Raw genomic sequence first — 23,727 nt, forward strand, 5'->3', positions numbered from 1 at the left:
GCAGGTCTTTGCGACACGTCGCCACGCCGCCTGTGTCTCTTGGCACATGCCAGCGGAAAGCGCTGGCAAGCCAGCCGGTCACTCATGTAACTTATGTTATAACATAACAATTCAGGTGGCTGGCATGAGGGCCTTCCTTCCCGTGTTTCCGTTCCTCCTCGGGGCCGTGTCGCTCCTGGCCCGCGCCGAAGAACGACATCTCGGCCCGCACGTGCATGGCCAGGCCAGCGTCAACGTTTCGGTCGATCAACATGCGATGGACGTCGAGGTCCGCCTGCCCGGGCACGATGCGGTCGGCTTCGAGCATCCGCCGGGTTCGGCCCAGGAACGCGACGCGGTGGCAAAGGCGACGGCGACCCTGAAAGCCGCCGCCTGGCTGGTGCCGCCCCAGGGCGCGGGATGCACCCTCGCCTCGGCCACGGTGTCGCCGCATGGATTCGGCGGCGCCGCGGAACCCGGCGGCCATGCGGACTTCGACGCGGCGTATCGCTACACCTGCCTGAAGCCGGCCCGGCTGGACCATCTCGAGGTGCGCCTGGCGACGGCGTTTCCCGCCGTCCGCAAGGTGGTCGTGAACCTCATCACGGCCGATGGCAGCGACCAGAAGGTGCTCGACGGTTCGTCCAGCGGCGTCGACCTGCCGCAATGAACGCGATCGAACGTCTACCGCTGCTGCGCACGCGATCGTTGCGTTACGCCTGGCCGCGTGGCGGCGTGATGCTCGCCGTGAATGACATGGACGTGGCACGTGGCGAGACGGTCTTCGTGCACGGACCCAGCGGCAGCGGCAAGAGCACTTTGCTCGGCCTGCTCGCCGGCGTGCTCGCACCGGGCGAGGGCGACGTGGTCGTGCTCGGTACCTCGTTCGCTTCGCTCGCCGCCGCCGGTCGGGATCGTTTTCGCGCCGACCACCTGGGCTACATCTTCCAGCAGTTCAACCTGCTGCCGTTCCTGTCGCCGGTGGAGAACGTGATGCTCGGGTGCGCGTGGTCGACCGAGCGCAGCCGTCGCGCCGGTGGCCCTCGCGCCCGCATCGCCGACGAAGCCCGTCGCCTGTTGCAGGCGCTGGGTCTGGGCGAGTCCGTCCATGAGCGCGCCCGCACAGGCGAACTGAGCGTGGGTCAGCAGCAACGCGTCGCCGCGGCGCGGGCGCTGATCGGCGGTCCGTCGCTGTTGCTGGCCGACGAGCCCACGTCGGCACTGGACAAGGCCAGCCGCGACGCCTTTCTCCGGCTCTTGCTCGCCGAATGCGCCGTGCACGGCACGGGCGTGGTGTTCGTGAGCCACGACCTCAGCCTGGCCGGCCATTTCGACCGCACGGTGGTCCTCGACGGGTTTCCCGTCGACACCCTGGAATCCTGATCGATGACGCTGCTCTACCTCACGTTCAAGAGTCTTCGCCAGCGCAAGGCGGGCGTGGCCCTGACCGTCTTCACCGTCGCCCTCAGCGTGTTCCTGCTGCTGGGCGTCGAACGGGTGCGCACCGACGCGCGGCAGGGCTTCGCCAGCACGGTGTCAGGCACCGACCTGCTCGTCGGCGCGCGCAGCGGTCCGGTCACGCTGCTGCTGTATGCGATCTTCCACATCGGTGAAGCCACCAACAACATCACGTGGAAGAGCTACCAGGACATCCGGGCGATGCCCGAGGTGGCCTGGACCGTGCCGCTGTCGCTGGGCGACTCGCACCGTGGCTTTCGCGTGACCGGCACCGACCTCGATTTCTTCGCGCATTACCACTACGGCCGCGGCAACGCGCTGGCGTTCGCCGACGGCAAGCCGTTTTCGGACCTCTACGACGCGGTGATCGGCGCCGAGGTCGCACGGCAGCTCCACTACAAGGTCGGCGATCGCCTGGTGCTGGCGCACGGCCTGGGCGGTGCGAACCTCGCTACGCACGCGGATAAACCGTTCAGGGTGAGCGGCATCCTCGCGCCCACCGGGACGCCGGTCGATGCGACCATCGCCGTGAGCCTGGAGGCTATCGAGGCGATCCACGTCGACTGGCATGCGGGCGTGCGGCTTCCCGGGATGGAAACCTCGGCGGCGCAGGCGCGCCGCATGGACCTCACGCCCAAGGCGATCACCGCCACGCTGGTGGGCTTGCGTTCGCGCCTTTCTGCCTTCGCGGTGCAGAGCGCGATCAACGACTACCCCGAAGAGCCGTTGCTGGCCGTACTGCCCGGCGTGGCGCTGGGCGAGTTGTGGCACCTCGTCGGCGCGGCCGAGGGCGCCCTGCGCGTCGTCAGCGCGATGGTCTTGCTGGTCGGCATGTCCGGCATGCTCACCGCCTTGCTCGGCATGCTCGGCGAGCGCCGCCGCGAGATGGCGGTGCTGCGCGCCGTGGGCGCGCCGACCCGCGCGGTGTTCGCGCTGCTGGTGATCGAAAGCACATTGCTGACCCTGGCGGGCATGCTCGCCGGTGTGCTCCTGCTCGATGGTGTCACCGCCCTGGCCCACGACTACCTGCTCGCCACGGCGGGACTGGTGATCGACACGACGCCGGCACCCGGCGAGTGGCCGTTGCTGGCCGTGGTGCTGGCCCTGGGATCCCTCGCCGGATGCATCCCCGGCTGGGTCGCTTACCGCCGTTCGCTGGCCGATGGCCTTCAGGTGCGCCTGTGATGAAGCTCCGTATCGTTTTCGTCGTTTGCATGATGTCGGGTCTGGTCGCGTGCGGGCAGGGCGGTGGCGAGGCGTCGGCCCCGGCCAGTGCGGCCTCGGCCACGCTGGCCTCGGCGCAGGCCGAAGCCGATGCCACGCGCGCCGCCCGCGCGAAGGCCCAGGCCGACGGCATCGTCGCCGCGCGCGCGTTCGCCGCGGCCCACGGTTCGCCCAAGGTGGCGCCATCGCCCGGCGCGGCGCTACTGGGCCAGCCGGACGAACAGGGCTATGCGAGCCTCGACTGGAGCCGCATGGTGCCGCCCGAAGACATCAAGACCCTGGAAAACGCGCCGCCGGTGTTGCACGTCGGCAACCAGCGCATGAAGCAGGTGGGCACGCTGCATACCGTCTCGGCGCTGGATAACCACAAGGTCAAGCTCTCGGGCTACGTCGTGCCGCTGGAGTCGGACGACGACGGCAAGATGATCGAGTTCTTCTTCGTGCCGTTCTACGGCGCATGTATCCACGTGCCACCCCCGCCGCCGAACATGCTCATCCACGTCAAGCTCGCCCACGGCATCGATACGCCGAGCCTGTATGACCCGCTCACGCTCAAGGGCGTGCTGCATACCGAAGTCACGCAGAACGCCATGGCCGCGTCGGCCTACGGCATGAGCGACGCGTCGCTGGAGGCTTACCACGACAACGACGCCGACCGGCTGCGGCAGGCCTTTGAATGACCCGCCATACGTTTTCCGTTCTCGCCGGCGGCCTCGTCGCCGGGCTGTTGCTCGGTGTCGCCGGCGCATCGATGCTGGCGCATGCCGGTCCGTCCCGGACGACGTCGCCGCATCTGGTCGTCCGGCTGCACCGGATGTCGATACGTAACGATCAGCTCGCCGGCTACGACCAGTGGCAGGCATTTCTCCACGACCGACATGCCGATGCCGTGCGGACCCTGGAACGCGAGCACATGTTCGTCGAAGCGATGTTTCGTTCCGCGGACGATCCGCACACCCTCTACTGGCTTGAGGTGCGCGACGATCGGGGAGCGCCGGTCGAGTCGTCGACGGACGACCTGGACATCACGCACCAGCAGTTCATGGACCGCGTACTGCAACCGGGAAGCGGATCGGTGATGAGCACGGACAACCTGCTCGTGGCGCCCTTTATCGCACAAGCCATCCAGACCCACGGGAATCCAACCCATGCCAACCCTTGAACGACGGCGCGAGCCGCTGCCCGTCACCGTCCTGTCGGGCTTCCTCGGTGCGGGCAAGACCACCTTGCTCAACCATGTGCTGCACAACCGGCAGGGACGGCGCGTGGCGGTCATCGTCAACGACATGAGCGAGGTGAACATCGACGCTTCGCTCATCCGTGACGGCGGCGCTGGCCTTAGCCGTACCGAAGAGAAGCTCGTCGAGTTCTCCAACGGCTGCATCTGCTGCACGCTGCGCGACGATCTCATGCAGGAAGTCAAGCGCCTGGCGGACGAAGGGCGCTTCGATTACCTGCTCATCGAGTCCACCGGCGTCGGCGAGCCGCTGCCGGTCGCCGCCACGTTCCACGTGCGCGACGATGAGGGATTCTCGCTTTCCGACGTGGCACGGCTGGACACCATGGTAACGGTGGTCGACGGGCGGAGTTTCCTCACCGACTTCTGCTCCACAGATTCGCTGGCCTCGCGCGGCGAGGCCGTTGGCGACGACGACGGGCGCTCGCTGGTCAACCTGCTGACCGAGCAGGTGGAGTTCGCGGACGTTATCGTCATCAACAAGTGCGACCGGCTCAACGAGAGCGAACGCCAGAACGTGCGCAAGGTGTTGCGAGCGCTCAACCGCGACGCGCGCCTGGTCAACGCCGCGTTCGGCGAGGTGGACCTGGCGCACGTCTTCAACACGGGCTTGTTCGACTATGAGCGCGCGCAGACCGCGCCGGGCTGGGCGAAGGAGCTCATGGGCGAGCACACCCCGGAGACCGAGGCCTACGGCATCACCAGTTTCGTCTATCGTGCCGGGCGGCCGTTCCACCCGGTGCGCTTGCATGCGCTGCTCGATGACGGCATTCCCGGCGTGCTGCGTTCCAAGGGCTATTTCTGGCTGGCCTCGCGCATGGACTGGGTCGGCAACCTGGCCGTCGCCGGGGGTGCCACCGAGGTCGCCGCAGCCGGCCATTGGTGGGCCAGCCGCGCCCGGGTGCGCGCAGGCCTTTCTCGCGGCTTCGAAATCAGCGACCTTCGTGCGGATCCGCCGGACATGCACGAATTGCCCAGCCCGTCCCAGCGCCGCGCCCTGTGGGAGCTGTGGGATCCGCTCTATGGCGACCGTCGCCAGGAACTGGTGATGATCGGCGTCGACCTGCCCGAGTCGGCCATTCGTGCCGCACTGGACGCCTGCCTGCTGACCGACCACGAGATGGTGGCCGGGCCGGTCGCCTGGCAGGACATGCCCGATCCGTTTCCCGCGTGGACGCCCGCGTCGCGATGAGATACCGGTGGCTGGTACCCGCGCTCGCCGTGGCCGCGCTCGCGGTGGGCATCGGCGTTGCCCTGTGGGTGGGGCCGCGCGGGCCGGATCCGGTGGCGGGTCCCGCGGTCGATGCGTGGGCGCAGGGGGACCGCCCTGTCACGGTGGTGGCGGCTGGACCGGACGCCGACCGCGTCGGCGCGCGCATGCGGATCGACGACGCGGTCGCCGACGATCTGCTGTTTCTCGTCGTGGCGGCGCTGCGTGGCCGTTGCCAGCCCGCGCACGCCCACGAATTGCCGCGGATGGCCGTGCTGGCGCGACTGCCCACGTTGGCGGCGGGGCAGGGTCCGGAAAGCGCGGCGGCGACGTGGCGTCGTGACGTGTCCCATGTGGTCAACGACGTCGTCCGCCAGGCCGGTTGCGCCGGACCGCTCTCGCTGCGCATCGGTGCCTATGCCCGCGTCGTCGATCCGGAGGTCTATGCCCAGGCGTTTCCGGACAGCTATTTCGACCCCGGCCTCACCGTCCGGCCGCTGGAGGCCCACGGGGCCCCCTTGGCGCAGCGGCTGGCCGATCCATGCGCCACGGTTGCGTACGCCGTGCTGCCGCTGGACGATGTGCGGGCGTGGCAGTGCACCGGGTTGCGCGCCCAGGCGCGGTCGGCGGTGATCAACCGCTGCCATGCCGGGGGCGCGTCGCCGGACGAGGCCGCCGCCGACATCCAACGCGTGGTGAGCGGGCTGCCCGCCACCTGTCAGTAACCCAGGGGATATCCATGATCCGCACCCGCTTTCCGCTCCGCACGCTCGCCGCCGCGCTCCTGTCGGTCCTCGTCCTGCCCGCCGTCGCCGGTGCGCCTGACAAGGCGAAATATCCTGCGTTTCCGAGCGAAACGCCGGCCGACTTCAAGCCGGTGACGACGTGGTTCGACTACGACAAGCGCGACGTGATGATCCCCATGCGCGACGGCGTGAAGTTGCATACGGTCATCCTCGTGCCGAAGGGTGCGAAGAACGCGGGCATCCTGTTCACCCGCACGCCGTACGACGCCGACGACATGACCAGCGCCGTCGAGAGCGGCCATCTGGCGGTGGCCGTGAGCCACGATGACGACGCGAGCGACGTGCTGGTGGAAGACGGCTATATCCGCGTGGTGCAGGACATCCGCGGCAAGTACGGTTCCGAAGGCGATTACGTCATGAATCGCCCGCTGCATGGGCCGCTCAACCCCACGCCCGTGGACGATTCCACGGACGCCTACGACACCATCGACTGGCTCGTTCACCATGTGCCGGAGAGCAACGGCCGGGTGGCCATCCTGGGCATCTCCTACGATGGCTTCGAGCCGCTCATGGCCATCGTCCACCCGCATCCGGCGCTCAAGGCCGCCGTGCCGATGAACCCGATGGTGGACGGGTGGATGGGCGACGACTGGTTCCACCACGGTGCGTTCCGCCAGCAGAACCTGCAATACATCTACGAGCAGACGGCGTCGCGAAAGAACCGCTACAAGTGGGCCAACAACCACGCGGACGACTATCAGTTCTTTCTCGAGGGCGTATCGGCGGGCGCGGTGGCGAAGCGCTACGGCATGGAGCAGCTTGGCTTCTGGAACAAGGTCGCGGCGCATCCCGCCTACGATGCGTTCTGGTCGGAACAGGCGGTCGACAAGATCCTCGGTCGCGAGCCGGTGAGCGTGCCGACCATGCTCGTGGCCAGCCTGTGGGACCAGGAAGACATCTATGGCGCGTTCGCCGTCTACAAGGCGATGGCGCCTCACGATGACGCGCACCGGCTGTTCCTCGTCGCCGGCCCGTGGTTCCACGGCCAGGAAGTCGGTGACGGCAGCTCGCTGGGCGCGGTGCGTTTCGGCTCCGACACGGGGCTTTATTTCCGCCAGCACGTCCTGCGCCCGTTCCTGGCCCATTACCTGAAGGATCGACCGGGCCTGCCCGCACCGGTCAACGCCTTCGTCACCGGCGAAAACCGCTGGGAAACGGGCGACGGCTGGCCGACCTCCACGCAGGGCACGCTCGATCTTCGTCCTCAGCCCGACCACTCGCTGCAGGTGGGTGGCGAGGCGCAGGCCGCGGGGTCCGTGGCGTACGTGTCCGATCCGCAGCATCCGGTGCCGTACCGGCCGCGACCGGTGGGTCCGATGTCGGGCAAGGGATGGCAGCACTGGTTGACCAGTGACCAGCGCGAGGCGTCGACGCGACCGGACGTGGCGACCTTTACCTCGCCCGTGCTGACCGAGGCGGTGCGTATCAGCGGCGCGCCGCGCGTGCACCTGGTGGCAAGCACCAGCGGCACCGACGCCGACTGGGTGGTCAAGCTGATCGACGTGTATCCCGACCAGGTGGCGGCGCAGCCGGAGATGGGCGGCTATCAGCTCGGTATCAGCATGGACATCTTCCGCGGCCGCTATCGCGAAGGGTTTACCCAGGCCAAGGCGCTGGCCGCCAACGCGACGCTGCCGTACGACTTCTCGCTGCCGAACGCTAACCACGTGTTCCTCCCCGGCCACCGCATCATGGTGCAGGTGCAGTCGAGCTGGTTCCCGCTGTACGACCGTAATCCGCAGACCTTCGTGCCGAACATCTTCTTCGCCCAGCCCTCGGACTACGTCACCGCCGAGCAGCACGTGATCACCGGCCAGGGTGGCACGGTGATCGCGTTGCCGCTCGGCAAGGCCGACGCCGACGCGGCCAGCGCGGGTGCGGGCGCGCCATGAACCTCGGCGGGCTGCTTCGTCCGGATGTCGTGCAGGCCGCGCGCCCGCTGGACGATCGCGTGCCGGTGACGGTGCTCACCGGCTTTCTCGGCGCGGGCAAGACCACCTTGCTCGACCGGGTGCTGCGCACGCCGCAAGGCACGCGCCTGCTTGTGGTGGTCAATGAGTTCGGCGACATCGGGCTCGACCATGCCCTGATGACGCATGCGCACGACGATGGCGTGATCGAACTGGCCGGCGGCTGTGCGTGCTGCACGCTCAATGGGGATCTGGGACGAACGCTCGCCGACGCGATCTGGCGTTTTTCGCGCGGAGGCCAGCGTGATTTCGATGCGGTGGCGATCGAGACCACCGGCCTGGCCACCCCGGAGAGTGTCACCGCGATCATGCACCGCGACTTCCGCGTGGCCGCCCATTACCGGCTGAACGGCGTGGTGACGGTGGTGGATACGATCACCGTCCTGCACGCCAGCGGTGAACACGAGGAGATCGTCCGCCAGGTGGGCGCGGCCGATCGCGTCGTCCTGGGCAAGACCGATCTGGCCGGGCCAGGTGTCGAGTCCGACGTGCGTCGTTGGATCGCGTCGATCAATCCGGTCGCCGACGTAGTCGATCGGGATGTGGCCAGGCCGTTCGATCTCGCGCCGACCGGGTGGCGCGCCGGGCCGTCGGCGCTGCCGCCGATGGACCACGGCATGTCGATGCCCAGTGCGAGCATCGTTATCCCCGGATGGGTCGAGGAAGACGCTTTCGCGGGATGGCTCGACCTGCTGATCGGCGTGGCAGGCCGTGAGCTGCTGCGGCTCAAGGGCATCGTGCGTTGCCGCCCGGATGCCGCGCCGTGGGTGGTGCATGCGGTGCAGGGTATCGCGTATCCCGCGACGACGTTGCCGGCGGGAGCCGCCGGTGATGGCAGCCACCTCGTGTTGATCGGACGTGCCTTGCTGCGGCCCGCGGTCACCGCGTTGCTCGCCTCCGCCCGTGCCACGTTCGGCGCCTCGGTGAAGACCTCCGTACCGGCCTGATCCCGGCGTCGGCGGGGTGCCGGCTGGCGCTGCGGATCGCCGATGCGATCGGCTCCTGACCCTTCGGTAGCGACAGCGCGCGAGTGGGAGCGGACCGTGTCCGCGAACCCTCGGGATCGCAACGAGGCTAGCGATGCCGCCGCTTGCCCGGCTCGCACACGGCATAAACCATCGCCGCGCCATGCCCCCTTTCGGAAAAAACACGATCGACGTGCCGCCGATCACAAAACCGACGATTTCGCAGGTTCATGCGAACGATTCGCGCGGGACTGAAACATGACGCACCTAGACTCGTGGCACTACACCCATGGGGAAAAATCACATGAATCGTCTTAGCGGTTGGTTGTTCGTCGCGTGCTTCGTCGTGTCCGGCTCCTGCTACGCGGGCACCGCGTGTCCGGATCTGTTCGTCGGTGGCACGGAGCCCGCCATCGACATGTCGCTGACCGCGCGCACCACCGAGGTGTGCCATACCGAATACGCGCTGTTGGCTTCGGGTGTGACCAAGGGCCCGCTTTATTCAGCCGAACACCTCACCGCCAACCAGATCGCCGGTGCGGAATCCATCGGTCGCACCGGCACGTGGCATGCGGAAACCGGCATCCCGGCCGCCGATCGATCGCAGTCGTCCGACTACACCAACAGCGGCTACGACCGCGGCCACATGTCGCCGGCCGGCGACGCCTCCACGCTGACGAACGAGAAGGAAACCTTCTCGATGGCCAACGTGGTGCCGCAATTCCATTCGCTCAACGCGGGCCAGTGGGAGCGCATCGAAAACTACGTGCGCTCGGTCGCGACCGATCAGGGCGAAGTCTACGTGGTGACCGGGCCGGCATTTGAATCGGGTTCGAACAGCACCATCGGTGCCGATAAGGTGAAGGTGCCCGACTATACGTGGAAGGCCATCTACGAGCCGGGCGTCGGTACGGGTGCCTACCTCTGCACCAACCTCCAGCAGTACACCTGCACGGTGGTCTCGGTGAGCGATATCACCACCATGTCGGGTGTGGATCCGTTCCCGAGCCTGTCGGCCTCGATGAAGTCGCACTCGATCAGCCTGCCGCTGCCGTAACCGACCCGTCGCCAGCCCCCTGAAAAGAACGCCCCGGCATGGTGCCGGGGCGTTCACTCGTCAGGGCGGGCAAAGGGTCAGCGGGTTTTTTCGCGTAACGCGTCGGCCGCCTCGCCGGCCTTGCGCTGCACCTTGCCGACGTTCTTCTCGGCGGTGCCCTCCCGTTCGACGCGCTTGTTGCCGGTCAACTTGCCGATCGCTTCCTTGATCGAGCCCTTGGCCTGGCGCACGGCGCCTTCGGTGCGGTTCTTGTCCATGGAATGATCCTCATGAGGGATAGGGGCGCCGGCGTGGAAGGGGTGGGCCGGCGTGATCATCGTGCCGAGGGACGTGGCGCGGGCCCACATGCGAATGCACCAGGTTCACTGGTGCATTCGCGCCGGGCTCAGCGACGGCGGCCCTTCGGGCGCCCGGGCGGACCGGCTACCCCGCGCTCGCGCGCCCACACGATGGCTTCGCCGCGGCTGTGTACGTCGATCTTCGAATAAAGCGCCGCCACGTGGTTGCGCACCGTGTTCGGCGACAGGCCCAGTTCGGCGGCGATCTCCTTGTCGGCCAGCCCCTCGGCGATATGGCCCAGCACCTCGCGTTCGCGTGCCGTCAGGTCGGCGAGGCCATAGGCGTCGTTGCCCTTGGGACGATTGGCGCGGCGCACGTTCGCCAGTTTTTCGAGCAGCGTCTGGCTGAACCATGAGGCGTCCTGCATCACCGCCTCGATCGCCGTCACCAGCTCCATCTCGGTGCGCTTGCGGTCGGTGATGTCCATCAGGGAGATCAGGTAACAGCGTACCTCGTGGATGGTGACCGTCTCGGCCGAGACGAGGCAGTCCAGGTGCTCGCCGTCCTTGCGCACCACCGGGTATTCGACGTTAAGCAGGCTGCCGGAGGCTTCCAGCGCGTGGCAGAACTGCCGATAGGTCTGCTGCGACGGAAACAGGCCGATCTCGTGGATCGTCTTGCCGGCGATGTCCTCGCTGGCGTAGTGCGTCGTTTGCGTGACCGCCTCGTTGATATCCACGACCTGCATGCTTTCGGCGTTGCAGATGAACGTGGGCACGGGCGTGATGCGGAACGCCTTCGCGAAGCGTTCTTCACTCTGGCGCAACGCGACCTCGGCGCGACGGCGCGGTTCGAGATCCATGAAGGTGAAGAGCATGCACGGCTCGTCGCCCAGGTCGATCGGCTGGCCGGCGACCACCACCAGTTTCGTGGTGCCGTCGGGCAGGTTGAGTTCGGCCTGCATCTGCGGAATGGTGGCACCTTCGTTCAGGCGTTCCACCGCCAGGTCACGGCGATCGGCCATGGCCAGCACATCCACTTCGAACACGCCCTTGCCGATGACCGCCTCGCGGGTGTGGCCGGTCATTTCCAGGAAGCCCTGGTTGACCTTGATGTAGCGCTGGTCTTGCAGGCGACAGATCACCGCCGGCGCGGGGTTGGCGTTGAACGTGCGCTCGAAGCGCTGTTCGGCGCTCGCCCAGTCGCTCGCGTCCGCCACGATCAGCACGAGGCAATCCGGTTCGCCCGCGGCATCGGTAAGCACGAGGCTGCGCACGCGGTGCACCCATTTCTGTTCGTCGTCGCCCTCGCGGATGACTTCCACCACCACATCCTCGAACACCTCGCCGGCGATCACGCGATCGATGGGATAGTTACCGTCGCCGAGCCGGTGGTTGTTGCGATAACGCAACTGGAAGCGCTTGCGGTATTCGGACACCGTGCCGCCCAGTTCGGCCAGTTCCGTCGCGCCGTGCATCGACAGCGCGGCCTCATTGGCCCAGGTGATCGACTGGTCGGGTTCGATCAGGATCACGCCCTCGCTCAGTCCGGTGATGATCTGCTGGAGCTGCCGGCGGTTGGTCGATGCGGGCGGTGTGACGGAAATGTCTACGGCGGACATGGGATACCTGCGATGGGACACGGAGGTTCTGAAGGGTGAACGGTCAAGGTAGCCGCGCCCTGAAGCGAATGCACTAGCCGCACTGGTGCATTCGCCTCACGCGCACGGTGAGCGTCGTCCGCAGACTGGTCATACCCCCACAGAACGAGGTCGTTCCCATGGCCGTTGTGATTCCCCGCGCGTACAACCCCCGACTCTCCTGGGGCGCCATCCTCGCCGGTTGCGCGCTCTCGCTGGTCACCTACCTTATTTTGAGCGTGCTCGGCACCGCCATCGGTGCCGGCAGCATCGACCCGTTGCATGAGGCTAACCCCGTCAGTGGCCTTGGCACCGGTGCCGGCATCTGGCTGATCGCATCCACCATTGTTTCCGTGGTCGTCGGCGCCTTCGTCGCCGGGCGCACCGCGACCGTCCGCGGCGGGCTGCACGGCCTGCTGTCGTGGGCGCTCACCTCGCTGGCGACGACTTGGCTCGTCGCTGGCCTGGCCGCGAGCGCGGCCGGTGCGGTGACCGGCGTGGTGGGCAAGGGCGTGGACCTTGCCGGCCAGGGCATCGCGGCTGCCGCACCCGCCGTCACCAAGGGCGTCAAGGACGAGCTGCAGCAGCAGGGCATCTCGTTTGACTGGAACGACATGCGCAACCAGCTCGATACGCTGCTGCGCCAGACCGGGAAGCCGGCACTGAACCCTGACCAGCTGTCGGCCCAGGCGAAGGCGTCGGCCCAGGACGGCAAGGACGTCGCCGCGCAGGCCGCGGGTACGCCCCAGGCGGCGGGCGATGAGTTGTCCGCCTGGTTCGACCGCGTGCGTGCCGCCGGCAAGCCGGCCATCGATGCGGCCGATCGCGATGCCCTCGTGAACATCATCGCCGCCCGCACGGGCAAGTCGCAGGAGGAAGCCGGGCAGATCGCCGATAACTACATCGCGACCTACAAGCAGGCCATGGCCCGCTACGACGAACTCAAGCGTACCGCCGAGCAGAAGGCCCGCGAGGCCGCCGACGTCGCCGCGCATGGCATCGCTCGCGCCGCCTGGGGTACGCTGTTCATGCTGATCCTCGGCGCGGCCGCGGCCTTCGCCGCCGGCGTAGTGGGCCGCCGTACCGATCCGGTCATCGACGCCTGAGTGACCGGCGCCGCGCGGTCCGCCGCGCGGCGTCCTGAGCCTTGCCCTGGACGCCTCCGATCCTGCGACACGGGATCGGGGGCGTCTTCCCGCCGGGACGCCAGCGGCTTACAGTGATGCCATGGTTGCCTCGCACCGACATACCCAGGGGGCGATCCAGCTCACCTTCGACGACGGCCCGGGACCTTCCACGGACGCGTTGCTCGACGTCTTGCGCGACGCGCGATGCCGCGCCACCTTCTTCGTGCTCGGTGCCCACGCGACACGGCATCCCGACGTGCTCGTGCGGATGCTTCGCGAAGGTCACGCCGTCGGTAACCACACCGGCAGCCACGCCCGCGAAGGCGGCTTGAGCGACGCGGAGCTCGTCTGCGAGATCGACGCCACCGACCGGCTCATTCGCGACGCCTATGCCAACGCGGGGGTGATCCCGCCGGACGTGATTCCACTGCGCCTGCCGTACGGCACGCACGCGCACGATCCACGCCTGCGGGTGTTGGCACGGCTCGGCCGTTCCCACGTCGGCTGGACCGCACTGTTCGAGGATTGGGTCATGCCTCCGCCGGCCCCCGAGGTGCTGGCGGCGCGCATGCACGCGCACGTCGTCGCTCAGCGTGCGCGCGGCGACGACGTGGTGATGTGCCTGCACGACGCCTCGCCGCGCGGGGAGGCCCGGGACGCCACGGTGGCGGCGGTAAGGTTATGGCTGTCGACGCACGACGGTGCGCAGAGGGCGCGCCAGGGACCGAGAAAGCCCATGCCCGGTCCGGGCGACCACGATCCCCGCCGCGCCGCTTCGAGGTGGATCAGCACCTGATCGGCGCAAAACAGCTGGCGGAGGTCCTCCCGATGACGATGCCACCAGCCCGCGTCGCTCAGGCCGGCGGCGTCCGCATAGGTCTCAATCGCGTGACGCCACAGCGACGCATCGATGCGCAGATCGTGCTCGTCCGACACATCGCGCGCGAGCGCGAAGGCGGCGAAGGCCGCTTCGAGCCACGCCGAACCGACCCCGGTGCCGTCGAAATCCACGATACCGAGGAGCCTGTCGTCGTCGAACAGCAGGTTGCCCGCGTGATAGTCGCCGTGCAGCCATTGGATCGGGCCCGCCATCCACGTGCGTGCCGCCTGCATGAGCGCCCCGATGCGCCCGATGACCGCATCGTCCGTACCGCTGGTGAACGTCGCCGACGGGCGGGCAAGGCGACCGTGCCGTGCCGCCAGCCAGTCCATCGATCCGGCGCGACCGACCGCCACGGACGACATGGCAGCGTGCAGCGCGACGAGCGACCGCATGGCCCGTTCCACCGCGAGCGACGGACGACGGTATGCCGCGGGCAGGCCGTCGATGCGATCGAAGACGTGCAGGTGGCGTCCGTCGCCCGTGCGCACGTGGTAGGTGCCTCGCCGCGTGGCACGCATCGTCGGGATGGCCACCGCACCCATGCGCCCGGCCAGGTGGCGAAGCATGCGCGTTTCACGAGCCACCTGCGCCGTTGATTTTCCCGCCCAGCCGACGCGCAGCACGCCGCTCGCGCCGTGCACGAGAAACGAACTGTTAGTATGGCCCGACGGGATCGGCTCCAGCCGCGCATGGCGTAGGCCCCATGCGGTAGCCAGCCATCGGCAGGCCGCCTCCCGCATCACGTCATCCATGCCGGCTTCCGATCATGTCCGAACGCATCTCCGCGCGCATGCGCGATCTCAACGTCCAATGGTTGAACCGCGCCGCGGAGGTCGATCATCTCTTCCAGACCCGTTGGCTCGGTGAGCGGTTCTTCCACCTGCCCGGCGACATGCTGGCGCTGCAGGAACTGATCTGGCGCGTGAAGCCGGCCGCCATCGTGCAGACCGGCATCGCGGCGGGCGGCGGTGCGGTCTTTTCCGCCTCGATGCTCACGCTGGCGGGCGACGACGGCATCGTGGTGGCGATCGAACCGCGGCTTCGCCCGGAGGTGCGCGAGCGCCTGCTTGCCCATCGCGTGGCCGATCGCCTGCGCATCGTCGAAGGCGACCCGCTCGACGAGGCCACGTTCGGGCAGGTCGTCGGCCACGTCGGCGCGCGTTCGCCGGTGCTGGTCATCCTCGACCTGACCCACACGCACGACCACGTGCTCGGCGAATTGCGCCGCTATGCGCCGCTGGTGACGCCGGAAAGCTACGTGGTGGTGATGGACACGATCATGGAGTACCTGCCCGAGCAGGCTTTCGCGGGCAAGCCGTACGGCAAGGGCAATAACCCGGCGACGGCCGCGCGGGCGTTCCTGGCCGAAGACGAGCGATTCGAGGTCGATCATGCCATTGAAGACCAGGTGATCATGACGCTTTCGCCCGACGGGTTTCTTCGGCGATCGCGCTGATGCGCCGCGCCGCCTCGTCGGCGCCGGATCGGCGATAGCTCGCCGCGACACGGGCCACGTTCGCGCGTGTGGCGCCGCAGGTCAGCAGCGCGTCCACCACGGCGGCGACGTCCACGGGCGTGGATCGCCGAAGGTCCACGGCACGGCCGACGCCCGCACGCTCGACGAACGGCACCTGGTGGAATTGATCGTTGCATAGCGGCGACACCAGAAACGGCACGCCGGCCGCCAGGCCCTCCATCACCGAGTTGGCCCCGCCGTGGGTGATGAATAGCGACGCGCGCGCCAGCATCGCCAGTTGCGGCGCGTAGCGCACCGCGATCATCCGTTCTCCCAGGGAAGGCAACGCGTCGGTGTCGAGCAGGTCGCCCACCGACATCACCAGTTGCACGGGCCGGTCGCGCAGCGCCTCGATGACGGTGCCGAACATCGCCGGCTGGTAGTAGATCTGGCTGCCCAGCGAAAAGTAGACGACGGGCAGGTCGGGCGCCAGCCGGTCCCATGGAAAATCCGTTTCGTCGCCGCGTGCGGAAGGCGGAATCGACGGCCCCAGCAGCACGACGTCGCCGGGCGCGTCGGGAGCGAAGGCGGCCGTGGTGAACGCGGTGGTCAGCCAGGGCGAGAGCACGTCGCAGCCGCGAAACGCGGGCGCCATGCCATAGCGCGCGAACAATGCGTCGCGCTGCGTCGACAAGGCGCGCACCGTATCGAGCAAGGCGGATGCCAGCGAGGGCGGCAGCACCGGGTTGAGCGAATTGGACAGCGATACCCAGGGCAGGGCGTCGAGATGCGCCGCGATGGCGGCGGCGTAGAGCAGCGGGTCGATCACCACGACGTCGGGATGCCAGTGGGCGATGGTCGCGCGGATACGCCCGACCTCGTCCGGCACGCCGTCGATCAGCAGCGAGCGGATCCACTCGCGCAACCACGCCGGATCGTCGACCTGCCGTGCAAAGGCCTCGCCACGTCGCGCGTCGGGCGCGCGAGGCGACTGCACCGGCCCGAAGCAGGCGAAGTCGCCAGCGCGCGCGAGTTGCTCGCGGATGTCGCCCGGCGCATGGAAGGCCACGTCGTGCCCGAGTGCGCGTAGCGCGAGGGCCGGGCCGATGCACGGGTTCAGGTGACCGCGCTCGGGCACCACGCAAAAGAGTACCCGGCTCATGCGAAACGCACCTCGTGTGCCGTGGCCCAATGCGATAGCGCGCAGGCGCGGTAGAACACCGCGCGCTCGTGTTCGTCCAGCGGGCGCGGATCGGCGGTACGACGCAGCAGGCGGGGCAGGTCCATGACGGCGGCGACCGGTTCGCCGTGGCGGGCCAGAGTCGCGTGCGCATGGCGTCGCAAGGCCTCGCCCACGCCCTGGTCTTTCGGCAGCGCCGACTTGCGTCGCTGGCGGATCGTCTCGGGAAGCCAGCCGCGCGCGGCCTCGCGTAGCAGGGCCTTCTCGACGCCCCCGCGCAAGGCGTGGCGCACGGGCACCGTGGCGGTGAAATCCAGCAGATCCACGTCGCCGAACGGGACGCGGGCTTCCACGCCATGGGCCATGCCGTGGATGTCGCCGTTATGCAGCAGCCGCTGGAACCAGCGGTGTCGCACCAGCCATTGGGTCGCGAGGACGCGGTCCTCCGCGGTGTCCCAGCGATGGCCAGCGTCCGCGGCCAGTTGGCGATACCCGGCGGCGTGATGTTCCAGGGGGTGCGCAAGCAACCCGGGACGCAGGTACGGGTCGCCGGTGAGCCGTTGCAGCACGTGCAGCGGGTCGCGCGTGGCCTGCGGATCGAGCAGGAAGTGATAGCCGAAATGCGTTTCGTCCGCCGCGTCCCCCACCATCACCGCCTTGACCCGCCCGGCGGCGGCGTGGGCCAGGTGGTGTTGCGCCAGTTCCTGCTCCCAGGCAGGCAGGGCGTCGTTCTGAAGGGCGACCGCGCGCAGGCTGTCGCCGAAGTCCTCACGCGATGGCATCACGTCGACGCGCGAAAGACCCAGGGCGGTTGCGGCGGCTTCCGCGAACGGCTGGTCGTCGGAGCCGACGATCAGCGAGGTGGCGTAGTCGTAGCGGTCGTGCCCCGCGAACGCGATGGTGAACGCCTGGGGCGACATGCCCGCGCGCACGGCGAGCGCGCCAATGAGGGTCGAGTCCAGGCCGCCGCTCAGGAACAGCCCGACCGGCGCGTCCGCCACCAGGGTCCGTTCCACCGCGCGCGCCAGGTGCTGGCGCATCGCCTCGACCCCGTCCTCCCAGGCCATCGTGGTATCGGCTGGCGACGGATCGACCGACCAGCGGTCGACGCGAACCCCGTCCTGATCGACGTGCAGGGCGTGCCCGGGCGCCAGGTAGTCCATGTCGGCGAACATCGGGCGTGCCACGCCGCTGAAAAACGGTGCGACGAGGTATTCGGTCACGGCCCCGATGTCGGCGCGTGGAGCGCCAGGCATCGCGGCGAGGATCGCCTTCGCTTCGGAAGCGAACAGAAGCTCGCCATCCGCCTGCCGATAGACGAAGGGCTTGATGCCGAGACGATCGCGCGCGGCGAACCCGCGTCGTCGTTCGGTATCCCAGACGAAAAAGGCGAACATGCCGTTGAAGCGGTGCACGCACGCGCCGCCCCAGGCCGCGTAGGCCGCGAGCACCACCTCGCTGTCGCAGCGCGTACGGAACGGCCAGTGCGCCGCCAGTTCGCGGCGCAGCGCGGCGTGGTTATAGATTTCGCCGTTGTAGACGAGCACGTAGCGTCCGTCGGCGCTGCGCATGGGCTGGCTGCCGCCGTCGGTGTCGAGCAGGGCCAGCCGGTTGTGCGCGAGCGCGGCGACGGCGTCGTGCCAGAGCCCGTCGCCGTCCGGGCCGCGGTGGCGTTGCCGCTCACGCATGGCGATCACCCGCTCGACAGCGGAAGGCGTACCTCCGTCGTAGCGAACCAGCCCCGCGATGCCGCACATCAGGCACGCATCCGGAGGCGATCGAGCAACTGCATCAGCGTGGTCCACTGCACGCGTGCCCGGTCGTCGGCGAGGTCCGGCGGCGGCAACCCCAGCGCATGGGCCAGCGCGTCGGCACGGTCCGGCAGGAGCAGCGCGCGCAGGTCCATCGGCGGGGCGAGGCGGGAGCGCTTGGGGCCGGTGACGAGTTCGCGTGCCACCCCATGGCGCTGGCCGAGTTCGCGGACGCAGGCCTTTTCCGGATCGGGTGGCCGGGCCAGGAGGTGCCCGACGACGCCGGGCGCGAGAAACGGCGGATGTAACGCCACGCCCTGCGCCTGGAAGAGCGTGCGGCACAGCGGCAGGTAATCGGCGGACGTATCCCGCCGCATCACCTGGTCGACGCCGTCGCCGCTGATGGCGCGCACCACGCCATCGCGGCGCATCGCGCCGGCGAGGAGCCATTTGGCGACGGGGTGCAGGTTGTAGAGCGGTTCGTCCAGATGCCGCATCACCTGCGGCAGCGCGTCGACGAAATCGGCCTCGCACGCGTTGACCACGATAACGTCCATGCCCAGCCGCCGTGCCGTCGCCAGCGCGGCGTCACGCTCGTCGTAATCCGGCATGCCCGTGGCGAGAACGTACGCGGGCACGTCCCGATGCCCGTGCGCATGCAGCACGCCCAGGAGCAGTGCCGAATCGAGGCCGCCGCTGAGCGCGATGGCGGTACGCCCGGGGCCCTCGACGGCACGGTGGACCGCATCGAGCAGGGCGGCTTCCAGGTCGTCGCTCGCGGGTGTCGGCGGCGATGCGTCCGTCGCCTGCCAGCCATCCGCGGAAACCTGGAGGCGCTGGCCGGGTGCCAGTTGGCGAATGTCGCGCATCACCGTGCGATCGTGAAGCCGCCTGCCGCTGAAATATCCCTGGCATGCCGCCACGTCGATGCCACGCTCGGCAAGCGATGCGCGTGCGGCCACCTCGTCGACACGCTCGCCGACGGTCGCTGATGCCACGTGGTAGACGACACGCCGGAAGCCGAAGGGATCGCGTTCGGCGAGGATCATGCGAAGCGTGCCCGCTCGGCGTCGCGTTCGGCGCGCGACATCATGCGATGGGGTTCCATCGCGGCGCGACCGCCGTGACAGTGGAAGCAGGCGGCCAGCGGCGTATCCCGCCGCAGGTAATCGTGGATCTCGTCGTGCAACGACGCACCGTCGTGCAGCGCCACGCCGTCGGCGGTGAAATCGGTGCGGCCGCGGTGCAGCGTATGCATGTGCGCGGGTCGGGTGCAGGTGTAGAACATACCGTCGCGGATCAGGTGGCAACGCTCGCGCAACCAGCAGTCCTGATAGATAGCGCCGGTTTCCACGGGATCGTCGGACGGGGGCATGCGCGACATGCGGACGAAGTGATCCTGCACTTTCCAGTTGAGTGCGACGCCGAAGCGCCGGGCTCGTGACTCGATGGAGGCGATGGCCGACTCACGCAGGCGCGGACGCGGATAAAGCGAGATCGTCAGGCCGTCGACCGCCTGCCAGAAGGCGTCCGGCAGGCGGTCGAGGTGGAGGCCGTTGGTGGTTACCGACACGGCGGGCGCGATGCCGCTGCGGTGCACCCCTTCGACCAGCGCCACGAGATCCGGGTGCAGCGTGGGTTCGCCTCCCACCAGCTTGAACACGCGCGGCCGGATCACCTTCGCCACGCGCGCGAGATCGTCGAACAATGCCTGCGGCTGGACCATCCACGCCGGCAGCAGCGGCGACAGCGAGCAGCACTCGACGCAGGTCAGGTTGCAATGATCGACGATGTGGGCTTCGAGCGAACGGGTCTGGATGCGACCGTCGACCACCGGATAGTGCCGCTCCATCGGCGGCGGAAATACATGGGCCCGCTCACTCATGCGGCACCTCCCGCGTGACGAAGGTAAAAGTCCGCCATGGCGTCGCGCCCGCCGGCGAACAGGGCCGTCATCGCCATGGCGCCGGTGAGGCGTTCGGCGAAACCCTCGCGGCCGTCGAGCCATCCGTCGAGTACCCAGTGCTTGGTGGCGTGCATCAAGCAGGCCACGTCGACGGCCCAGCGCATGTGTGCCCCGCGCAGCGAGCGTACGGCGAGATACCCCTCGATGAACGCCTGGGCGGAGGCGGGGGCCTGAAGCGGCAGGTGATTGAGGCAACGTACCACCTCGAACTCGCGCGGCGCGCCGATCGACGCCTCCCAGTCGATGATGACCGGCGGCAGGGTGTCGTCGAACAGATAATTGAACTGGTTGTAGTCGTTGTGGATCGGCCGTTGCGGGTCGGCGGCGGGAAAGGCGCCCACGGCGCCCGGATGGCAACGGACGAGCAGGTCGCGGCAGCACGCGAGATAGTCTTCCACACGTGCCGCGTCGAGCCCGGGCGCGTCGGGCAGCGCGCCGCCAGGCATCTGGAGGCGGGCCCGTTCGGCGTCGATGTCGATACGGGCGAGCCGGGCCGACAGCGTATCGACCGGTGGCGCCGTCCATTCGTCCAGGCGCCGGTGCAGCGCGGCCAGGCTCGACCCCAGGCTGGACCACTCGCGTCGTGTGAACGCGTCGTAGCGACGCGAGGCGCCGGATTCCCAGCGCGTGACGAGCACGCTGGCATCCTCCGTGTCGGCGAAAGGCTCGCCGCGCCGCGTGGCGACCACCGACTGCACGCGGAAGCGCGGGTCGGCGGGCGTCCCGAGAAACGCGATCAAGCGGGCCTCCTGCCGTCCGCGGGCGCGATGCTCGCCGGTGTAGGTCTTCACCGCCACGTCGCCGGACGGGGTCCGCCAGCGCACGACACGATCGGTCACGCGGCGGCCCTCGTCGAGCGGGCGCAGGTCGTAGCTCTCCGGAAAGGCCGGCATGCGATTGCGTGCCACGTCAGATCGTCTCGCCGGGGCCATAACGATACGGATGCCCGGTCAGGAAGGTGTTGTGCCCCACGTAGCGCAGGTTGTACATCGCGGGCCGGAACAGCAGGCGCGTTTCGTTGTTGGCGATGCCCAGCGACGGATACAGCGCGCGATCGACGAAGAACGCGTTATTACCCATGTCGTCGCAGCAGACCAGTTCGTAGCCGAGGTCGCGGCCGAGTGCGACCATCGATTCGAGGCTGGCGCCGTAATGGGTCGAGCCGTCCCAGTGATGATCCGGATCGAACGCCATGACCCAGCGTTCCGGCGGTGGGTAGTAAGGGTTGTATTCGATGACCACGATGCGGGCGCGATGCCGCTTCAGGCCTTTCCATACCCAGTAATCGTTGCCGTCGATGTCCAGCGAGAGCAGGTCGTAGGCGGGCGGCACGCCGGCGTCGTCGAGCAGGTCGTCGATGGTGTCCGGTTGCACCCGCGCGCCGAGCAGGCGCACGTTGGCGGCACCGCCGTAGTGCTCGCGCAGGCGGCCGAAACGATAGGTGGACCCCTCCACGAGCGCGCCGCGCCAGCCGTGTTCACGCAGCAGCAGGGCCGTGTTGCTGTTGCGCAGACCGTCGCTGGCACCGATGTCGACGCAGTAACGGTCGATCGGCGTGACGATTTGCAGGATGCGTTCGAGGATGGCTTCCTCGGTGCCTTGCGCGTAGAGGCTCTGGGCCAGCCGCGACAGATCGAGCGAGGGGGAAGCGTCTTGCATGGGCGGCGTCTTCCGGTGCGATCCATCCATCATATCGTGGCTGGATCGATCCGATCGAGACGGCTATACTGCGCTGCCGCATCTTCTTTCCCGGATTCGCATGTCGACCACGCCACCGTAATCGCTCGTTCGTCGAGCGCTCATGTCGCATGACGTGAGCGGTGTGTCGTTTCGTGTGTCCCATGCGAGGGAGGCGTTTCGCCTTCCCGAGGAAAATCCTCTTGAATACATCTTCTCCGCTGCGCCAGCAGTGGTTCGGCAACGTGCGCGGCGACGTGCTCTCCGGCCTCGTCGTGGCCCTGGCCCTCATCCCCGAGGCGATCGCCTTTTCGATCATCGCGGGCGTCGATCCGAAGGTCGGCCTTTATGCCTCGTTTTCGATGGCGGTGGTGATCGCCATCGCCGGCGGCCGTCCGGCCATGATTTCCGCCGCCACCGGCGCCATGGCGTTGGTCATGGTGACGATGGTCAGGGATCACGGCCTGGCCTATCTCTTCGCGACGACGATCCTCACCGGCGTACTGCAGGTCATCGCGGGCGCGCTGCGGCTCGGCTCGCTCATGCGCTTCGTCTCGCGCTCGGTGGTCACCGGCTTCGTCAACGCGCTGGCCATCCTCATCTTCATGGCCCAGTTGCCCGAACTGACCGGCGTGCCGTGGATGGTCTATCCCATGACGGCCGCGGGCCTGGCCATCATCTATCTCTTTCCGTACATCACCCGGGCGATTCCCTCGCCGCTGGTGGCGATCGCCGTGCTTACCGGTGTGGCGATCGCCTTTCACGTCGACATCCACCGCGTGGGCGACATGGGCGCGTTGCCCGATGCACTGCCGACGTTTCTCGTGCCAGCGGTGCCATGGAACCTCGACACGCTGAAGATCATCTTCCCCACAGCCGCCACGCTCACCGTCGTGGGGTTGCTTGAGTCGATGATGACCCTGCAGATCGTCAACGACATGACCGACACGCGTAGCGACAAGAATCGCGAGTGCATGGGGCAGGGGCTCGCCAACGTCGTCACGGGGTTCATCGGCGGCATGGCGGGTTGCGCGATGATCGGCCAGTCGGTCATCAACGTGAAGTCGGGCGGCCGCGGGCGTCTGTCCACGTTCGTCGCGGGCGTGGTGCTGCTTCTTCTTGTCGTCTTCGGCGCGCCGGTGGTGCGGCAGATTCCGATGGCCGCGTTGGTAGCTGTCATGATCATGGTATCGGTGAGCACCTTTAATTGGCGCTCGCTCCGTCAGTTGGCGACCCATCCCACGTCGTCAAGCGTCGTCATGCTCGGCACGGTAGCCGTCACCGTCGCCACCCACGACCTGGCCAAGGGCGTGCTGACGGGCGTGGTGCTGTCGGCGATCTTCTTTACGCGCAAGGTGGGTCGGGCCCTCGATGTCGACAGTTCGCTGTCGGCCGATGGCGAGGTGCGCACCTATGCCGTCCGCGGACAGCTTTTCTTCGCGTCTTCCGAGGCGTTCGGCGAGTGGTTCGACGTCAGGGAGGAGGGCATCTCGGCCGTGCGCATCGATCTCACCGACGCGCATGTGTGGGATATCACGGCTGTGGGAGCCCTCGATCGCGTGGTGCTCCGCTTTCGCCGCGAGGGGAAGCGGGTCGAGGTGGTGGGGCTGAACCCGGCGAGTACGGGTCTGGTCGATCGCCTGGGCACCCATCGAAACGATGCCCACGCGGCCGAACCGGGGCATTGACCGCGATGCTCGCCGGGGATGTCGCATCCGTAAGCGTTTACGGTGTCCGGTGCGCGCGATGGACGTGACGGCGGGCATGTGAAACGCCTTAGACTATGCGGCGCGAAAGGGGAGGCTTTCGCCCGGCATCGGGCCATCGACATCGCGGGACTTCGGTAGCGGTTCCCCATGGGAC

General features: G+C 68.2%; 22 protein-coding genes and 1 pseudogene. 14 read left to right on the plus strand and 9 right to left on the minus strand.

Translation table 11 applies throughout. From position 1 onward, the window contains the following. Positions 1-124: 124 nt before the first annotated feature. From PI246_RS04600 to PI246_RS04645, 10 genes are all read left to right on the plus strand, one after another. On the plus strand, positions 125-649 hold the full coding sequence (locus PI246_RS04600) for a ZrgA family zinc uptake protein (protein WP_320550101.1): 525 nt from the start codon (positions 125-127) through the stop codon (positions 647-649). A gap of 5 nt (positions 650-654) precedes the next feature. Continuing rightward, the gene (locus PI246_RS04605; RefSeq protein ID WP_407069780.1) at positions 655-1,362 is read left to right on the plus strand and encodes an ATP-binding cassette domain-containing protein; all 708 of its coding nucleotides are present in this window, start codon (positions 655-657) and stop codon (positions 1,360-1,362) included. A gap of 3 nt (positions 1,363-1,365) precedes the next feature. Continuing rightward, positions 1,366-2,622 (plus strand): ABC transporter permease, encoded by a 1,257-nt coding sequence (locus PI246_RS04610; protein WP_320550102.1) that lies wholly within the window; start codon positions 1,366-1,368, stop codon positions 2,620-2,622. Continuing rightward, entirely contained in the window at positions 2,622-3,341 is a 720-nt protein-coding gene (locus tag PI246_RS04615) for a DUF3299 domain-containing protein (protein ID WP_320550103.1), read from the plus strand. Before PI246_RS04610 ends, PI246_RS04615 begins: the two co-directional genes overlap by 1 nt. After that, a complete protein-coding gene (locus PI246_RS04620) occupies positions 3,338-3,823 on the plus strand; it encodes a DUF6176 family protein (protein WP_320550104.1) in 486 nt (161 codons plus the stop codon). The genes PI246_RS04615 and PI246_RS04620 overlap by 4 nt, the downstream gene beginning before the upstream one ends. Next, positions 3,810-5,090 carry a GTP-binding protein gene (locus PI246_RS04625; RefSeq protein WP_320550105.1) on the plus strand — a complete coding sequence of 427 codons (1,281 nt, stop codon included), beginning with the start codon at positions 3,810-3,812 and terminating at the stop codon, positions 5,088-5,090. The genes PI246_RS04620 and PI246_RS04625 overlap by 14 nt, the downstream gene beginning before the upstream one ends. Continuing rightward, positions 5,087-5,833 (plus strand): hypothetical protein, encoded by a 747-nt coding sequence (locus tag PI246_RS04630; protein ID WP_320550106.1) that lies wholly within the window; start codon positions 5,087-5,089, stop codon positions 5,831-5,833. The genes PI246_RS04625 and PI246_RS04630 overlap by 4 nt, the downstream gene beginning before the upstream one ends. Positions 5,834-5,847: 14 nt before the next feature. Further along, the gene (locus PI246_RS04635; protein ID WP_320550107.1) at positions 5,848-7,806 is read left to right on the plus strand and encodes a CocE/NonD family hydrolase; all 1,959 of its coding nucleotides are present in this window, start codon (positions 5,848-5,850) and stop codon (positions 7,804-7,806) included. Continuing rightward, positions 7,803-8,831: a CobW family GTP-binding protein gene (locus tag PI246_RS04640; RefSeq protein ID WP_320550108.1), complete on the plus strand. Its 1,029-nt coding sequence runs from the start codon at positions 7,803-7,805 to the stop codon at positions 8,829-8,831. The genes PI246_RS04635 and PI246_RS04640 overlap by 4 nt, the downstream gene beginning before the upstream one ends. Before the next feature lie 322 nt (positions 8,832-9,153). Next, complete coding sequence (locus PI246_RS04645) at positions 9,154-9,906, plus strand: DNA/RNA non-specific endonuclease (protein WP_320550109.1); 753 nt, start codon at positions 9,154-9,156, stop codon at positions 9,904-9,906. Positions 9,907-9,983: 77 nt separating this feature from the next. Here PI246_RS04645 and PI246_RS04650 read toward each other — a convergent pair whose 3' ends face one another. Together PI246_RS04650 and PI246_RS04655 are read right to left on the minus strand one after the other, a co-directional pair. After that, on the minus strand, positions 9,984-10,163 hold the full coding sequence (locus PI246_RS04650) for a CsbD family protein (protein ID WP_320550110.1): 180 nt from the start codon (positions 10,161-10,163) through the stop codon (positions 9,984-9,986). 128 nt (positions 10,164-10,291) lie between these two features. Then, positions 10,292-11,806 (minus strand): helix-turn-helix transcriptional regulator, encoded by a 1,515-nt coding sequence (locus PI246_RS04655; protein WP_320550111.1) that lies wholly within the window; start codon positions 11,804-11,806, stop codon positions 10,292-10,294. Between the two features lie 158 nt (positions 11,807-11,964). Here PI246_RS04655 and PI246_RS04660 point away from each other — a divergent pair, with 158 nt between their 5' ends. Both PI246_RS04660 and PI246_RS18460 read left to right on the plus strand, forming a co-directional pair. Then, complete coding sequence (locus PI246_RS04660; protein ID WP_320550112.1) at positions 11,965-12,930, plus strand: hypothetical protein; 966 nt, start codon at positions 11,965-11,967, stop codon at positions 12,928-12,930. A gap of 121 nt (positions 12,931-13,051) precedes the next feature. Next, positions 13,052-13,429, plus strand: a pseudogene (locus PI246_RS18460) (polysaccharide deacetylase family protein); the annotation flags it as partial. Between the two features lie 110 nt (positions 13,430-13,539). Here PI246_RS18460 and PI246_RS04665 read toward each other — a convergent pair. Further along, complete coding sequence (locus PI246_RS04665) at positions 13,540-14,586, minus strand: phosphotransferase enzyme family protein (RefSeq protein WP_320550113.1); 1,047 nt, start codon at positions 14,584-14,586, stop codon at positions 13,540-13,542. Between the two features lie 14 nt (positions 14,587-14,600). Here PI246_RS04665 and PI246_RS04670 point away from each other — a divergent pair, with 14 nt between their 5' ends. Continuing rightward, positions 14,601-15,290 carry a cephalosporin hydroxylase family protein gene (locus PI246_RS04670; RefSeq protein ID WP_320550114.1) on the plus strand — a complete coding sequence of 230 codons (690 nt, stop codon included), beginning with the start codon at positions 14,601-14,603 and terminating at the stop codon, positions 15,288-15,290. Here PI246_RS04670 and PI246_RS04675 read toward each other — a convergent pair. The 6 genes from PI246_RS04675 to PI246_RS04700 are packed head-to-tail and all read right to left on the minus strand — an operon-like array spanning position 15,247 to position 21,846. Further along, entirely contained in the window at positions 15,247-16,452 is a 1,206-nt protein-coding gene (locus tag PI246_RS04675; protein ID WP_320550115.1) for a glycosyltransferase, read from the minus strand. The genes PI246_RS04670 and PI246_RS04675 overlap by 44 nt on opposite strands. Continuing rightward, a complete protein-coding gene (gene asnB, locus PI246_RS04680; protein WP_320550116.1) occupies positions 16,449-18,227 on the minus strand; it encodes an asparagine synthase (glutamine-hydrolyzing) in 1,779 nt (592 codons plus the stop codon). Before asnB ends, PI246_RS04675 begins: the two co-directional genes overlap by 4 nt. After that, positions 18,227-19,270, minus strand: coding sequence for an asparagine synthase C-terminal domain-containing protein (locus tag PI246_RS04685; RefSeq protein WP_320550117.1), 1,044 nt, complete (start codon positions 19,268-19,270; stop codon positions 18,227-18,229). The genes asnB and PI246_RS04685 overlap by 1 nt, the downstream gene beginning before the upstream one ends. Continuing rightward, complete coding sequence (locus PI246_RS04690; protein WP_320550118.1) at positions 19,267-20,106, minus strand: radical SAM protein; 840 nt, start codon at positions 20,104-20,106, stop codon at positions 19,267-19,269. Before PI246_RS04690 ends, PI246_RS04685 begins: the two co-directional genes overlap by 4 nt. Continuing rightward, entirely contained in the window at positions 20,103-21,095 is a 993-nt protein-coding gene (locus PI246_RS04695) for a phosphotransferase enzyme family protein (RefSeq protein ID WP_320550119.1), read from the minus strand. Before PI246_RS04695 ends, PI246_RS04690 begins: the two co-directional genes overlap by 4 nt. Before the next feature lies 1 nt (position 21,096). Beyond that, a complete protein-coding gene (locus PI246_RS04700; RefSeq protein WP_320550120.1) occupies positions 21,097-21,846 on the minus strand; it encodes a class I SAM-dependent methyltransferase in 750 nt (249 codons plus the stop codon). A 182-nt stretch (positions 21,847-22,028) separates the two neighbouring features. Here PI246_RS04700 and PI246_RS04705 point away from each other — a divergent pair, with 182 nt between their 5' ends. Beyond that, on the plus strand, positions 22,029-23,552 hold the full coding sequence (locus tag PI246_RS04705) for a SulP family inorganic anion transporter (protein WP_407069771.1): 1,524 nt from the start codon (positions 22,029-22,031) through the stop codon (positions 23,550-23,552). The last annotated feature ends 175 nt before the right edge of the window (positions 23,553-23,727 follow it).

It is taken from the genome of Luteibacter sahnii (assembly GCF_034063545.1).
Taxonomy (GTDB): domain Bacteria; phylum Pseudomonadota; class Gammaproteobacteria; order Xanthomonadales; family Rhodanobacteraceae; genus Luteibacter; species Luteibacter sahnii.